This is a genomic window from Moraxella oblonga NBRC 102422, assembly GCF_001598275.1.
In the GTDB taxonomy this organism is placed as follows: domain Bacteria; phylum Pseudomonadota; class Gammaproteobacteria; order Pseudomonadales; family Moraxellaceae; genus Moraxella; species Moraxella oblonga.
Genome location: NZ_BCYQ01000005.1, coordinates 23,728 through 37,231, shown reverse-complemented (window position 1 = coordinate 37,231; position 13,504 = coordinate 23,728). Strand labels below are relative to the sequence as shown.

The following is a 13,504-nucleotide window of genomic DNA, read 5'->3' as shown; positions in this document are numbered from 1 at the left end:
TTTCCAAAGTTGGTGAGACGTACCTGTGTCAGAAAACATGATTTTGTGGTATTATTTGACCGTTTGATAAGGAATTCTAACGGTTTTATGGTCAAGTTTATAGTCAATACCTGACATGACATCGTTGTCAGAAGCTAAGTTGGACGCCATGCGTAGCGACACTTCGGCTTGACCAGCGGCATCGTTTAGGACGGTAGCGGTTAAGTCCCCTAACTGAACTGCATTTAATGCTTCGGCGGTGGCATCAATGCCAAAAATGGGCAACTTCACGCCAGCTTGTTTTAGGGCTTCGCTTGCTCCTAGTGCCATTGTGTCGTTGTTTGCCAAAATCACTTCTACCTGCTCAAAATTGGGGTCTGTCAGCCATTTGGCTACCATCGTGCGAGCTTGTTCTTTGTCAAAGTTGGCATGGTCAGAAAAAATTTGCTCTACATCAATACCAATGACGGGATAGTTGTCCATTGTACTGATTGACCATTTTGTACGAGCTTCTGCCCCTGCGTGTCCGACCAAGCCTTGTAGCATGGCAAATTGGATTTTGCCATCATGATTTTTGTCCCAAGATGGGTTTTCTTTCCAAAGTTCTAGCACTTTTAATCCTTGTAATGTACCGCCTTGTACGGCATCACCATCTACAAAATAGGCTTTTTCACATTTGGCTAGTGCTTTATCTCCTGGATTACGGTTTACAAATACCAAGCCCACCTTACCGCAATATCGGTTGATTACCGCTTCGCCTTCTGCAACATCAGCAATGTTAATGACAAGTGCCTTTGCTCCTTGACCAATCATCGTGTCATATTGGCGGTATTGGGTGGCTTGGTCATTGTTCGCACTTTCAAGGTGAAGCGTTAGTGATGGTTGTGCTTGGCTTTGTGATTCATAGGTATCATAAAGTGCTTTAAAAAATGGGTTGGTAGTATTGGCGATACTAACGCCGACATTGGCGGTGGGGTAGGGGATACTGTTAGCTTGCTGTGGGGCTGGTGGACTGCACGCACTTAGCAAAAAAGCCCCTGCAAGAATGCAACTTACTAGGGTTGTCAATTTGTGGATTTTCATGATTGGTACTCGTTTTTAAGGTATTTAATGCAAATAAAAATAAACAATCAAACTACGAATAAAACGATGATAGAAATTAAAATGAACAATTGTTTTATTCAATCAATAAAACAAAATGGATTGTGCATTTTTATAATCACGCTGGATATTATTCACGTTACGCCATATAAAGTCAAGTTTTTTTATGAGTTTTTAGGCGTTTTGGTTATCTATCCAAGATATGGTGATTTGGTTGTGATAATGGCATTCTTTTATGATTGATTTTTTTTAATGTATTTAAGTTTTGATTGAATTAATGAATGGTGCGATCCAATGATTTTATTTTGTGGGCGATGGCGGTTAGCTTACCAAGTTTATTGGTGGTAAAAATCGGTAAACCACCCATGACATAATCAGCTCTGGGTCTGTCCATGATGATAATGGCTTTTTGAATGCCGTCCAAACTTATGATAATGCGAGAAGGTGTACCATCTTTGACCAGTAAATCATGACTGGGCAATAATTTGGTTAAAGTTTGTTTAAAGGTATGAATGTTGGTAGGCTTTTTGGTCATATATGGTTTGGCAAGAGCGATGCCAAATAATGCCAAAAACAGTCCAATTAATCCAAAAAATAATTGTGTTGCATTCATGGTGATTCTACTTTAAATGAATAATTTGGTTGGGCAGTTCATTGCCGTTTATGTCATCACAGGGAAAATAATGGTTGAGCAGTCGCCCAATTTCACCAATTAACCACATAAGTCCCTGTGCCATGTCACCTTGTCTAAATGTATCAAGCGTGTTTTGACACAGTGATTGCCATTCATCACAGACATGAGTGTCTATGCCTCTGTCGGCGATGATTTCAAGTCCATGTTCGCACAGATTGACATAAATCAGCACCCCTGTGTTATGGGAAGTATCCCACACACCATATTCACCAAACAACCTCAATGCTCGCTCACGGCAGTCGGTGTGATAGGCAAGGTTTGTGGGTAGATGATTTTCAATAATCAGACGTATCTCGCCACGATGACCACGCTCCGCCCTAGCGATGTGGTCAGCAAGCTCTTGGCGAAGTGTGGGCGTAAGCCAGCGATTGTGTAAAAACGGCACAAATAGGATTTGGCGACATAGTCTGGCTAGGCTTTTTTGGGAAGTGTGTGTTATCATGAGTTATCTAATATTATCCATGCTTTGCTAATCTCAACTTAAAATGATAAGATGATTGATAGATTGTATCATGGTTGTTTGGGGTGGGTGGTGATTGCCCCTTGATTGAACATTGATACAAGTTGAGAATTGGGTGTGTTTTTTAAATGGGTTGTGTGAAATCTCACCAAGAACCGCCTGCACCACCACCACCAAAGGAACCTCCGCCACCACCAAAACCTCCAGAGCCAAATCCGCCTCGATGAGAGTTTCTGTCAATGCGACTGCCACCGACATAGATTGAGCCGCCCCCTGTGCTGATGCGGGTGTTTTTACCAAAGCCAAATATCACAAATAGCCACACTGCCACACAGCCCACCATGATGGATAGTAGGCTAAGCCCCATCATACTGCCAATCACGCCTATGCCTATCGTGGCAAGCGTTGCCCCCACCATACGTCCTAGCATGGACATCAAAATGTTGCCAAACACAATCCCAAAAAATATCAAAAAGGGTAGGGCAGGTTCGGACTCATCTTGGGTGTTGCTTGTGCGTTTATCCATCTTGGCAAGCGTTTGTGGGTCAGCTCGTAGACGTTCGTCAATGCGACTGATTCCTGATGACAGACCTTGTGCATATGCCCCTGTTTTAAAACTTGGGGTGATGTCTTCACGAATGATGCGATTGAGTACCGCATCAGGTAACACACCCTCAACGCCATAACCTGTCAAAATTTGGATTTTTCTGTCATTAAGGGCGACCAGCACCAAAATGCCATCATCGTCCTCTTTACTGCCCAACTGCCATCGTTTGGCGATTTGATAGGCATAATCAAAAATATCCACACTACCTGTGGTGGGGACGATGACGATTGCTACTTGAGCCAGTTTATCGTCATAGATTTGGCGAAGTTGTGATTCTAAATGGTCTTTTTCACGGTGAGTTAAAATACCTGTCTTGTCAATGATGGGACTGTTTAGTGATAACGTCTCGTGAGCAATGGTGTTGGGTGTGTTTTGTGTGCTAATTGTGGTATCGTCCAGACGCTCACCTGCCATCGCAGGCGTGCCAACCCCAATCACCACACCCAAGCCAAGTATGGTAAAAATCCGACCGCCTTTTTTGATTAAACCCATCATCATGGTTGTTTGCTATTACCAAAATTGACGGTTGGGGCGGTGCTGATTGCTTTTTCGTTTTCTACATTAAAATTCGGTTTGGTTTGTAACCCAAACACTTTGGCGGTCAGATTGGTAGGGAATTGGCGGACGGTGGTGTTGTAGCCTTGCACGCTTTGGATGTACTCGCCACGAGCCACCGCAATGCGGTTTTCTGTGCCTTCAAGCTGAGCTTGCAAATCTTGGAACATGGTGTCAGCTTTTAACTCTGGGTAGTTTTCCACGACCATTTTTAATCGTGATAATGCTGATGTCATGCCTGCTTGGGCTTCGCTGTACGCTTTCATGGCGTTGGGGTCGTTGAGTGCTTCTGGCGTGAGCTGTACGCTTCCCACCTTTGAGCGAGCTTCTGCCACTTCGGTCAACACTTCTTTTTCGTGTTGGGCGTAGCGTTCTACCACCGCCACAAGGTTTGGTACAAGGTCAGCACGGCGTTGGTATTGGTTTACCACTTCTGACCATTTGGCATTGGTATCCTCATCTAGGGCTTGGAGTTGGTTGTAGCCACAGCCTGATAATGTCAAGGTACTGCCCAACAACATGGCAATGATGATTTTTTTCATGATGTGTTCTCAATAACTATTTTTTTGTAAAATGGCTATCATCATGGCAGTTTTTGGCAAAAATTGCAACCATTTGGATATTTTTCTCACAAAAACACAAAAAATCTGTGAAAATTGTGATTTTTTGTAGCAATTATTTTAAAAATATGGCAAATTATAAACCTTAAATTTAGGTCATTTGATTTAAAAAATTTACACATTAATGCAAAAGCATTGATAAAATTTTTAAATAAACCATTGCAAAAGGAGTATTTAATGTCATTAAAAGATGTGATTGACCAACTCAATGGAATAATTTGGAGTCCTGCCCTCATTTATTTGTGTCTTGGGGCGGGACTTTTTTATTCTATCATGACTCGCTTTGTGCAGGTGCGACTGCTGGGTGAGATGATTAAGCTGATGTTTAGTGGTGTCAAAAGTGCGGACGGCATCTCATCCTTTCAGGCTTTTGTGGTGGCACTTGCCAACCGTGTCGGTGTGGGTAACATTGCAGGGGTGGCAGCAGCCATTGGATTTGGCGGACCTTCGGCGGTGTTTTGGATGTGGGTGGTGGCATTTTTGGGTGCTTCTACCGCTTATGTTGAGAGTACACTTGCTCAAATTTATAAAGAAAAAGATCCCATCACAGGTCAATACCGTGGCGGTCCTGCTTATTATTTTGAAAAAGGCTTGGGTCAAAAGTGGTATGCCATTTTATTTGCGTTGGCAGGGGTTATCTCGTGCGGTATTTTCTTGCCCGGTGTGCAAGCTAACGGTGTGGTAAGTGCAGTTACTCGCATTACAGGCGAAGGCGAACTTGTGAACTTTTTGAGCATGGAAGTTGGTGAATATCGTGTCATCACAATGGCTATCATCTCTGTTGGTATCGCCCTGATTGTGTTTGGTGGTATCAAACGTATCGCTCGTGTGGCGGAGTTTGTCGTGCCATTTATGGCATTGGGGTATATCTTGTTGGCTGTGCTTGTCATGATTATGAATATTGATAAAGTGCCTGCGGTATTTTCTCTGATTATGAGCGATATTTTGAACCCCATGGCAGGTTTTGGTGCAGCGATTGGTTGGGGGGTCAAACGTGGCGTGTATTCCAACGAAGCAGGTCAAGGTACAGGTCCACACCATGCTGGGGCTGCCGAAGTGGCTCACCCCGCCCAACAAGGATTGGTACAAGCGTTCTCCGTTTATGTGGATACTTTACTTGTTTGTTCGGCGACTGCTTTTATGATTTTGACGATGGGTACTTATAATGTCAAAGGCACGCTCACAGACAAAGATGCCTTTATCATTCAAAATATTCCCCATGTCAATGCAGAAGGTGTCCCCATCAACGAAATTGGCACACCTGCCTTTACCCAAATGGCATTGGAGCAGACTTTTGGTACATCTGGCAACTACTTTATTGCCATTGCTATTTTCTTTTTTGCTTTTACCACCGTGCTTGCTTATTATTATATTGCGGAGGTAAACATTGCTTATCTAACTCGCCGTATGAGTCTAAGCACCCAAAAACTTACTAGCTTTATCCCCAAATTTACCGTTGTGGCGGTTGTTGTATATGGCAGTCTTAACAGTGCAGGTTATATTTGGGATATGGGTGATGTGGGCGTAGGTATGACTGCATGGCTTAATATCGTGGGTATTCTTATCATGTTCTTTATGTTAAAACCTACCATGAATGCTCTAAAAGACTACGAAAACCAGCGTCGTGCCGGTGTCAAGGAGTACACATTTGATCCTGTGAAGCTGGGCATTAAAAACGCCACTTTTTGGGAAGACAGATTAAAAGGTAAATGATTGATTTGATGGCTAAAACCGCTCATGGGGCGGTTTTGGTTTTTTTTATTTTTAAAGGATAGTAACATGAATTTATATATGATAAAACTGGGTGCAACACCAAAAGGTCGCTTGATTGAACAGCACGATGTGTTTTTTGGTATTGGTGAAAATGTCGCACAACTCATACCATATTTTGAGCAGGCGTGGGTTGAGGTTAAGGATATTTGGCACATTGATGCTTATCGCAAAGTCTGTCGTGTGGGTGAGTATGCTGTCCGTGTGGTAAAACGTGAGGACTTTGTGGATAATGGGCTACATTTGTACTTCATCAATATGGGTGGCTACAAGGCAGGCGAATTTGAGGAATTTCATCACAAAATGCTGGTGGTGGCGTCCGATTTGGCAGGGGCGGTAAGCCTTGCCAAACAAAGTGCCTTTTATCAAGAATTTGATGCAGGTGGGCGTGCTGTGTCGCACATTGACAATAAATATGGCGTGGATGTTGATGATATTCACAAAGTATCTGATGTCTTAAATGATGAATTTAAAGCCAAATACGCCCTACAAATCCAGCCGTGCGATGATGATATGGCGGACGAGTTTGTGATTGGTTATCTGCCCAAAAAGCATTTTATGGCGTGAATGGTGGGGTAAATTTTTTAAAATTTTTAAAAAAATACTTGACAAAATCACTTTTGCCCCCTATTTTTACGCCAATATTTTTATGATTATGAAGAGCAAGCTATGGCAACCACCCCAAAATCCCCCAAAAAAACCAAAACCACAGACGATCAAATTGCCCCCAAAGGCAAATCTTTGGTCATCGTAGAATCCCCTGCCAAAGCCAAAACCATCAATAAATACTTAGGCTCGGATTATATCGTGCGTTCATCGGTGGGACATATTCGTGATTTGCCTACTTCTTCACAAACAGCGGGCGGTACGGACAAAGAAAAAACAAAGGATACAGGTGTAAAACTGTCTCGTGAACAAAAGGCGTGGCAGTCTTTGGTACGACGAATGGGGGTTAATCCTGAAAACGGCTGGCAGGCGGTTTATGAGATTTTGCCCAACAAAACCAAAGTCATCAAAGAATTAAAATCCCTTGCCAAAGATGCCGATACCATCTATTTGGCAACCGACCTTGACCGTGAGGGGGAGGCGATTGCGTGGCATTTGCGTGAAGTGATTGGGGGGGCGGATAGCAAATACCGCCGTGTGGTCTTTAATGAAATCACCAAAAACGCCATCACCGAAGCCTTCAAACACCCATCAGACCTTAATATGGATAGGGTCAATGCCCAGCAAGCTCGCAGATTTCTTGACCGTGTGGTGGGCTTTATGGTCTCGCCTCTACTTTGGGCAAAGGTGGCAAGGGGCTTGTCGGCAGGGCGAGTACAGTCGGTGGCAACTCGCCTTGTGGTGGAAAAAGAGCGAGAAATCCGTGCCTTTGTGCCAACCGAATATTGGCAGATTTTTGCCGATACGCACCACGCCAATTTTAAGGATGGCATTAGCTTGGAGGCGGTCAAACAAGCAGGCAAAGAGTTTGATTTAAAAAACGAAACAGATACCTTAAAGGTTGTTGAAATTTTAAATCACAACCCCTTTATTGTCTCAGGCAGGGACGAGAAGCCCACCCAATCCAAGCCGTCTGCCCCTTTTATTACCTCTACCTTACAGCAGTCGGCAAGCACTCGTCTTGGCTTTAATGTCAAAAAAACAATGCTCCTTGCCCAGCGTCTGTACGAGGCAGGGCATATTACCTATATGCGTACGGATAGCACCTTTTTGTCTGCCGATGCCGTTGGTAGTGTGCGTGAGTATATTTTGGCAAACTTTGGCGAAAAATATTTGCCCAAAACGCCCAATGTCTATGGCAACAAACAAAATGCCCAAGAAGCCCACGAAGCCATTCGCCCATCAAATGTGCTGGTGCAAGCAAAGGATTTAAAAGATGTGGAACAGGACGCCAAACGCCTGTATGAGCTAATTTATAAACAATTTGTCGCCTGCCAAATGACACCTGCCCAATACCAGTCCGCCACACTCACAGTCAAATCAGGCGATGTGGAGTTAAAAGCAAAAGGGCGGGTGATGGTCTTTGACGGCTACACCAAGGTCAACCCCCCTGCCAAGTCGGACGATGTGATACTGCCTGATGTCAAGGTGGGCGATACTTTGGTGGTGGATGGCATAAACCCAAGCCAGCATTTTACCAAACCACCTGCCAGATACACCGAGGCAAGTTTGGTCAAAGAGCTTGAAAAACGAGGCATTGGACGACCGTCCACTTATGCCTCCATCATCTCCACCATTCAAGAGCGTGGCTATGTTCGCACCGAAAACAAACGGCTATTTGCCGAGAAAATGGGCGACATTGTTACCGACCGTTTGACACAGAGTTTTCCTGATTTGATGGATTATAGCTTTACGGCAAGTTTGGAAGATAAGCTGGATAATGTTGCCAATGGCGAGCAAAATTACAAAAAAGTGCTTGATGAATTTTATGGCGATTTTAAGGGTAAATTGGATAAGGCAAAGGGCAAGGACGGTATGAAACCCAACGACCCCACCGATGTGCCTGATATTCATTGTGATTTATGCAGTCGTCCAATGCAGATTCGCACAGGTGGTACAGGGGTGTTTTTGGGTTGTACAGGCTACAACCTACCGCCTGCCGAGCGTTGCAAAGGCACCAAAAACCTAATGGCGGTGGAGGCCTTTGCCAATCAAGCCTTAAAAGACTTAGACGAGGACGACACCACCGATGAGATTGCCGACCTTTTGACCAAAAAACGCTGTCCTAAGTGCCACACGGCAATGGACGGCTATATCGTGGACGGTGGGCTTAAATTGCATATTTGTGGCAATAACCCTGATTGCGATGGCTATCTTTTGGAAAAAGGGGTATTTCATAGTGCTACCAAGTCCGATGTGCCAACCATTGACTGCGACAAATGCGATGGGCAAATGGAGTTAAAAACAGGTCGTTTTGGGGCGTACTTTGCCTGCCAAAAATGCGACAATACCAGAAAAGTTCTCAAAAATGGCGAGGCTGCTCCGCCTAGAATGACCGCCATTTCTATGCCTCATTTGCGTTCAAACAAATTTGACGACCATTTTGTCTTGCGTGAGGGGGCGGCAGGCTTGTTTTTGGCGGCCAGCAAATTCCCCAAAGTGCGTGAAACTCGTCCGCCAAAGGTGAGTGAGTTAAAGACCGTACAAGGTGAGCTTGACCCCAAATTTCACTACCTACTGACCGCCCCAGAAACCGACACAGACGGCAACCCAACCATCGTCCGCTGGTCTCGTAAATCATCCGAGCAGTATATCGGTTCAGAAAAAGACGGCAAGGCGACAAAATTTGCTTTGGTGTGGCGAAATGGGGGGTGGATTAAGGAATAACAAAGAAAAAGAGAAATAAATAGATAAATCGTAGAGTCGTAAAATGAATGATGATTTTACGACTCAAATGATGATTGAATTGTTAAGAAATCATCATTTTATATCATCATTGATTTTAGCATGGAAAGTAATGAATGAATTTTTCATAAAGTTGTTTAACAAAAAAGTACTATTTTCATTGGTATTTTTGGGGTTTACTGTATTTTGGGGCTTGGACTTTTCTAGTGCGACTCTCTGTTTTGTCGGCTTTCCCCTAGTACTCTTTATTCAATCAAAAAATAATTCAGATGAGAAAGGCGGTGCTTTTAAAGATTATCGTTTTATTGCCCAAACAACTTTAATCATTGGGATTTCTTATTTTGTTTTTATGGTGCAATATTTATCCATACCAAATACCAACAAGCTCATTCAAAGTCAAGAATTACAAAAAGGCAGTTATTATATTCCAGAATACAAATCAGTGCGTACAAGGTCTGATTCGGTATTGTTATTAAAAAACAACAAGGGCGGACAAGCGGTTGTTTGTTCTTTTATTCACGCAGGGAATTGCCCGCATTATGACAGCTATCAAGACAATATTTATGTAGAATTCATCACGCCCAGACGCAATTTTCGTCAAATAATTTTGGGGTATAATGCCGTTGGTGTGGCTTATCATATTCATCATAAAGATACAATTACAGACAAAGCGTATTTTATCAAAAAATATAATGATGAATTTAAAAGCATTTATTTATTTTTAATTTCCTTAAACATTTATATGTTATTTTTATTATATATTAAATACAGTTATGATATTCAGATAAGACATTCATTTAAAGCAACTTTTTCTAAATTGTCGGACGGTGCAACTTGTGTATTTATGACTTTATTTTATTGTCTTTATTTGTTTGTATTTTTTATTGCATAGGTTAAAATGGGTTGGACTTTAAAAATCCAACCCAAATACCTATTCATTCTCATCATCAACCTTTGGTGGCACAGGAGCAAACCACCCCACCAATAAAAGCCCAAGCCCCACACCAATAAACGACACAATGCGAGCCACGCCCCCACTGTTACCCAAATCAACCAAAAACAATTTGACCACCACCACGCCAATCAAACTGACACCCACCACCCACAGCGAGCGAGCCTGTCGTTTTGTGCCTGCCATCATCAGCCCAATGCCCATCACCGCCCAAAGCAGGGACAAACTGGTCTGAATGCCAAAATCACCAAACAACACCCCAAAATCCCACGCCACACCGCCATAAAAATGCCAAGTCCGCACCACCACCGCACTGACACAAAGCCACACCAGCACCGCCCCTGCTTTGATAAGGAGCGAGCGGTAAACGCTCATTGCTTGGGTGTTTAATGCCTTGATAAATAATGCTCCCAAGCCTACCTGCACCATATCCACCGCATTGATAAGGGGTAACCTGCTACCAATCGCCACAGGTTGTGAAACCGCCACATCAACCAGCCAAACGCTTGCCACGCTAAGGCACGACAGCACGTCCCATTGTCCATATGCCTTATCAAACCGCCCAAAATACGGCACGAACAAAACCGCCCCAAGCACCGCCAAACTTGCCACGCCCCACAGATGAGAAAGGGCAGTCAGCGGACTTTGGACAAGCATTAGACTTGCCACCATCAGTACAATGGCAAGGTTGGCAAAATGTACACGGCTTACCCATAAGGGGCGTAGTGCTTGGCTAGCAATGATTATCGCCCCCAAAATGGCACTTGCCACACCAAGCGCGGCAAGGGCAAGCGTGGTTGAACTTTCCAAAATCGCATTGATAAGGGTTAATGCCATCAATGGCTCAAAGCCCAAACTTATCACGGCAAGGGCGTGCCAATGGCGTTTTAGGGCAACTTTGGCAAGTTTGATAAAGGCTGTAAGTACGGCAAAACTTGCCCACAAAGACCAACCAAAATGCAAGTTATTATCAATAATGCGATTTTCCAAAAGCGAGCCAAAGCCTGCCATTAAGCCGATTAACCCAAATAAAATTACCAAAACGCCAGAGCTTGTTAATAAAGATGACGGTTTGTGTTGGTGTGGGCTTTTGTTTTGGTGTGGATTAAGGTGTAACGCCCCTGCCAAAATCAGTATGGCAAGCCCTGCACTTAGGCTAACAATGCCAATATTATTAAGTAAATCAATGGCATAAATCAAAGTCCACGCACAGGCAACAGGGGCAAACACCGCCACCACTTTATGATAAGTCCGATACGCCCACACGCCAAGCAGGATAAGTCCAACAATCAGCACCCAAGTGGTAACAAGCTCATTAAACCACAAACTTGGCAAAATCAGAGCGTGCGTTAGGGTTAAGCCCAAGCCTGTATTTTGGGCACCCGTTTCCCAGTGAGCAGAGTTGGTTTCGCCTTGCCAATTGCTCCACAGCCCATAGACCAAAAACCCTGCCAACACTTGCCACAGCGAGCCATAGCCATTGCCTGCCAAAATGTGTTCGCCATACGAGCCGTGATATTCGCCAAACCACAAAACCGCACTTAACACAAACAATAATAAGGCAAAACAACGCACCTGCACCGCTTTTTGACGCAGTCCAAAGGCATAAACCAACGCCCCTTGCAATGCCCACAGCCCAATCGCCAAGTTATCATCAAAACCAAGCCCAACACCAAGTGCCACAAACAAGCCCACCAACAGCCATAAGGCATAGGCAAGGGTTGGCTCATTGTCCTTATCGGTTTTTGTTATGAAAGCAAACACTGCATATAGCCCTGCCAAACCCCACGCCACAAGCATTGTCGTCTTATCGCCCAACAGCGTTACAGCATTGTACAAAAACAAAAAGCCTGCAAAAGCACTGCCAAACAGCACGCCTGCGTCCACCTTGCCCGCTTGCAAGCCCGACTTAATATAATGCTCAAAAATCACGGCAAGCGGTGCGTCATTGGCAAGGGACGGCAACTGTTCGCTGGTGCAAGTGCGACTGTACGCACACACCATATAGCCATACAACACCAAATGATAAACGCCAAACACACTGCTGGCAAACCATGCCCCAAGCCTTTGCCCATCGTCAAGCCCACCTTGCCACAAAAAGGCAAGGGCAAAAGTCCCGACCACGCTAATGGCGTTCAAACTACGCCACGCCCGCCAGTTGGCAATGACGGCAATGCCTGTATTAAGCACCGCCAAATAAGTAAATAATGCCAGATAATTGTTACTGCCTGTGGCGGTCAGTAGGGGTGTTGCCAAGCCACCAATTAGGGCGATTTGTGCCAAGATTTTGGCATCTTGACGCACGGCAAGGGCGATTTTGGCAACGACCGCCAGCACCATTAACACAAAGGCGGTGGTAGGCGAGAGCAGATGAGCCAGTTTGAGCGATGCCAAAGTGGTCAAATACATCACCGCCAAGCCAAAGCCTTGTAAAATCAAGCCATACTCACGGCGTTTTTGGGTTAGGCGTAGTCCCACGCCTGTCGCCACAAGCCCTGATACGCCCACCGCCAAATAGCGTAGCCAAATTGGGGTCTCAATATAATGGCTTGCCAATTTTAATAAAAACGCCAAGCCCAAAAACAGCAGGGCAATGCCAACTTTTAAAATCGGATTGCCCTTGCCAAACCACGCTAGCATAGGCTGTATGGCGGACATTGGGCTTGGATTGTGGTGTGAATTGTGGCTTGGTTTGATTTTTTTCTTAAAATTGGGGCGTGCTTGGTCTTTTGTATTTTCTTTTGTATTGGTGGGTAGGGTTTGTGTGGCAATAGGTGCGGTTTGTTCGAGCGGTTGCTCAACGAGAGGCTCGGTTGGTTGCTCGGTTTGTGTGGTTGTGTGAGTTGGAATTTCGCTGACGTTGTTCGCTGTGGGGTTTAAAGGCGTGGCAGTCCAGTCGAGCGATGACTCGGATAATGGCTTGGGTAAAGATTGGGGTGATTGGTGTGGGGTGGTTGGTTCGGCAGGCGTGCCATAGGGCATGTCAAGTTTGTTGCCAATGGCATTGATGAGGTCTTTATGATACTGAACATGATTGGTATGTTTTTGTTTGTCCAGCTCTTTGCGTAGGCGACTTAATTCATTTTGCAACTCATCAAGCTGTTCACTAAGCTCATTCAGCTGACTTTTATGCCCCCACACCATTAGAGACAAAATAATGACCACAATCACCAAAAACGCCATTTGCCACGCTCCAAGTTTTTTGTTAGGGTGTGTTGAACTTTTGTATTTGCCATTAAAAATGAGAAAAATCGCACGTTTTTCAAGGAAAAAGTGAAGTTTGATAGTCATTCTATCAAACAAGCTTTTGACGATGAAAAACACCCGACCACTCATCGCCTGAAATTTAGACCAATCTTAATTTTACGTTAAGTGGTCGGGTAGCCATTTTTAATGCAAAAACGACAAATCTATT

At 44.3% G+C, this 13,504-nt stretch carries 10 protein-coding genes; 4 read left to right on the top strand and 6 right to left on the bottom strand.

Translation table 11 applies throughout. From position 1 onward, the window contains the following. Window positions 1-51 precede the first annotated feature (51 nt). The 5 genes from MOB01S_RS01080 to MOB01S_RS01055 form a co-directional block, all read right to left on the bottom strand. Window positions 52-1,062 (bottom strand): galactose ABC transporter substrate-binding protein, encoded by a 1,011-nt coding sequence (locus MOB01S_RS01080; RefSeq protein ID WP_066800332.1) that lies wholly within the window; start codon window positions 1,060-1,062, stop codon window positions 52-54. Window positions 1,063-1,354: 292 nt separating this feature from the next. Further along, on the bottom strand, window positions 1,355-1,693 hold the full coding sequence (locus MOB01S_RS01070; protein ID WP_066800326.1) for a hypothetical protein: 339 nt from the start codon (window positions 1,691-1,693) through the stop codon (window positions 1,355-1,357). Between the two features lie 7 nt (window positions 1,694-1,700). Beyond that, entirely contained in the window at window positions 1,701-2,216 is a 516-nt protein-coding gene (locus tag MOB01S_RS01065; protein WP_066800323.1) for a TPM domain-containing protein, read from the bottom strand. 163 nt (window positions 2,217-2,379) lie between these two features. After that, entirely contained in the window at window positions 2,380-3,339 is a 960-nt protein-coding gene (locus MOB01S_RS01060) for a TPM domain-containing protein (protein ID WP_066800321.1), read from the bottom strand. Further along, the gene (locus MOB01S_RS01055; RefSeq protein ID WP_066800319.1) at window positions 3,336-3,938 is read right to left on the bottom strand and encodes a LemA family protein; all 603 of its coding nucleotides are present in this window, start codon (window positions 3,936-3,938) and stop codon (window positions 3,336-3,338) included. The genes MOB01S_RS01060 and MOB01S_RS01055 overlap by 4 nt, the downstream gene beginning before the upstream one ends. Window positions 3,939-4,193: 255 nt before the next feature. Here MOB01S_RS01055 and MOB01S_RS01050 point away from each other — a divergent pair, with 255 nt between their 5' ends. From MOB01S_RS01050 to MOB01S_RS01035, 4 genes are all read left to right on the top strand, one after another. Beyond that, window positions 4,194-5,729 carry an alanine/glycine:cation symporter family protein gene (locus MOB01S_RS01050; protein ID WP_066800308.1) on the top strand — a complete coding sequence of 512 codons (1,536 nt, stop codon included), beginning with the start codon at window positions 4,194-4,196 and terminating at the stop codon, window positions 5,727-5,729. Window positions 5,730-5,795: 66 nt separating this feature from the next. After that, a complete protein-coding gene (locus MOB01S_RS01045) occupies window positions 5,796-6,353 on the top strand; it encodes a DUF1543 domain-containing protein (RefSeq protein WP_218016056.1) in 558 nt (185 codons plus the stop codon). Window positions 6,354-6,455: 102 nt separating this feature from the next. Then, window positions 6,456-9,119 (top strand): type I DNA topoisomerase, encoded by a 2,664-nt coding sequence (gene topA / locus MOB01S_RS01040; RefSeq protein WP_066800303.1) that lies wholly within the window; start codon window positions 6,456-6,458, stop codon window positions 9,117-9,119. 43 nt (window positions 9,120-9,162) lie between these two features. Further along, entirely contained in the window at window positions 9,163-10,029 is an 867-nt protein-coding gene (locus tag MOB01S_RS01035; RefSeq protein ID WP_169798105.1) for a hypothetical protein, read from the top strand. A 39-nt stretch (window positions 10,030-10,068) separates the two neighbouring features. Here MOB01S_RS01035 and MOB01S_RS01030 read toward each other — a convergent pair whose 3' ends face one another. Further along, window positions 10,069-13,380: a DUF2339 domain-containing protein gene (locus MOB01S_RS01030; protein ID WP_169798104.1), complete on the bottom strand. Its 3,312-nt coding sequence runs from the start codon at window positions 13,378-13,380 to the stop codon at window positions 10,069-10,071. Between the last annotated feature and the right edge of the window lie 124 nt (window positions 13,381-13,504).

Coding starts and splice junctions, on each gene's coding strand:
- MOB01S_RS01080 (WP_066800332.1), bottom strand. CDS start 1,062: ATGAAAATCCACAAATTGACAACCCTAGTAAGTTGCATTCTTGCAGGG.
- MOB01S_RS01070 (WP_066800326.1), bottom strand. CDS start 1,693: ATGAATGCAACACAATTATTTTTTGGATTAATTGGACTGTTTTTGGCA.
- MOB01S_RS01065 (WP_066800323.1), bottom strand. CDS start 2,216: ATGATAACACACACTTCCCAAAAAAGCCTAGCCAGACTATGTCGCCAA.
- MOB01S_RS01060 (WP_066800321.1), bottom strand. CDS start 3,339: ATGATGATGGGTTTAATCAAAAAAGGCGGTCGGATTTTTACCATACTT.
- MOB01S_RS01055 (WP_066800319.1), bottom strand. CDS start 3,938: ATGAAAAAAATCATCATTGCCATGTTGTTGGGCAGTACCTTGACATTA.
- MOB01S_RS01050 (WP_066800308.1), top strand. CDS start 4,194: ATGTCATTAAAAGATGTGATTGACCAACTCAATGGAATAATTTGGAGT.
- MOB01S_RS01045 (WP_218016056.1), top strand. CDS start 5,796: ATGAATTTATATATGATAAAACTGGGTGCAACACCAAAAGGTCGCTTG.
- topA (WP_066800303.1), top strand. CDS start 6,456: ATGGCAACCACCCCAAAATCCCCCAAAAAAACCAAAACCACAGACGAT.
- MOB01S_RS01035 (WP_169798105.1), top strand. CDS start 9,163: ATGAATGATGATTTTACGACTCAAATGATGATTGAATTGTTAAGAAAT.
- MOB01S_RS01030 (WP_169798104.1), bottom strand. CDS start 13,380: ATGACTATCAAACTTCACTTTTTCCTTGAAAAACGTGCGATTTTTCTC.